This is a genomic window from Dellaglioa algida (assembly GCF_030127605.1).
GTDB classification, from domain to species: domain Bacteria; phylum Bacillota; class Bacilli; order Lactobacillales; family Lactobacillaceae; genus Dellaglioa; species Dellaglioa algida.
Genome location: NZ_JANXLE010000014.1, coordinates 1 through 1491 on the forward strand (window position 1 = coordinate 1; position 1491 = coordinate 1491).

Below are 1491 nucleotides of genomic sequence, written 5' to 3' on the forward strand. Positions count from 1 at the left end.
GGCTCTTCGTCAACTGTTGTTGGTGACTAAATTGATAAAGTTCTGATCACTTTGTGATTAGGACTTTTTTAGTATGGATTTTGAGCGTGTAAAATAGTCTTGTTCGAAATCTGTGGAAGTTTCTAAAGCCAAAACTAACGCGTTTAACGACCTTTATTTTATTATTTGTACCCTCTAAAGGACCATTAGAGTAATGATGAGCGAAAGTGCTTTTAATTTCAGAATGATGAAGTCGTAACGTTTCAATACTTTTGGTCATCTCTTCAGAACACCCTTCGGTGTTCGTAACGGCTAAATCATAAGCCGCCCAGTCCCTTAAGTGAAGGGCTGATCTGATTTGATTCATCAATTCATATGTTTTTTTCAATTCTGGATTCAGTGCAAGTAAATGGTTAAGGACATCAATCTCCGTCATTAAGTACGGAAAATAAGTCCATTTTTTAAAATTCTTGTAATCAAGATTTTCGGAAGGTTTTAACAGAAGTTTCCAGTATCTTTTCAGTGCTCTATAATCTTTTGACGATGTTGGCAGTTCTTTCATGAGTCTGATTCTTGTTTTGGTAAATCCACGATTCACTGAATTAATTATATGAAAGCTATCAATGACAACAATTGCATTGGGAAAGACTTCTTTAGCCAGTTTAGGATACGAATAATTCATATCGGTTACGATAATTTTCACATTTTTTCTAGCCGCGGCTGAATAACGGTAAAAATAACGTTGTATTTGATAGAGCCGTCGAAAAGATAAAAGATCAATTAATTCATGATTACTAGCATCCATAAATTCAAAACTCATGGCATCCGTAGCGGATTTAGTACTCTTGACTTCGTCAAGCAGAAGGACCTTAGGTAAGAATGAATAATTCGGCTTGAAATCTCGTTCAGAAGTCATCAAAATACGGCCTACAAAGGAATCAGAAGTTGAAAGCTCATCGGCAATATGGGTTAAAGAAACGGGTTCTGCCAGCTTAGTCAAACAAAGTTTTCTAGATAGATTAGATATTGTACAGTTCTTAGGGACCGCACTTGTTTGAGCTAAAAAGTAGGATTGGCACTCGTGGCAGTTAAAATATCTGCGTTTGAGTAAGAGAATAACGTCTTTTCCCGATACCTTAGGGTATCGAATGGTCGTCTGACGCCAACCGTATTTAATTATCTGGCCTTCGTTCTTAATTCCGCAGTTGGGACAAGCTTTCGGTTGATAATCAAGAATACCGTTAAACCGGGCGACGTGATCGTTTGAGGTGTAATAATCAATAATCGTTAGATTATTGTCTTCTATTTCGAGCCAAAATTTAGTATGATTAGACATGCGGAGATTCCTTCTTTCTTATTAATTCATCTGTGGTGGTTGAACGATAATGGATTTGGATGAAACCCGTACCCAAAAGTCTTATGGCTTTTGGGTCTTTTTTTGTCATTATACAAAAAATCTGTCATTAGTAATAGAATTAATTCTCTATTACCAACAACAGATATTGTAGACCC

General features: G+C 36.4%; 1 protein-coding gene. It reads right to left on the reverse strand.

Annotated elements, in window-relative coordinates; translation table 11 throughout:
- Positions 1-46 precede the first annotated feature (46 nt).
- Positions 47-1315, reverse strand: coding sequence for an ISL3 family transposase (locus N0K73_RS08180; RefSeq protein ID WP_146303460.1), 1269 nt, complete (start codon positions 1313-1315; stop codon positions 47-49).
- Positions 1316-1491 lie beyond the last annotated feature (176 nt).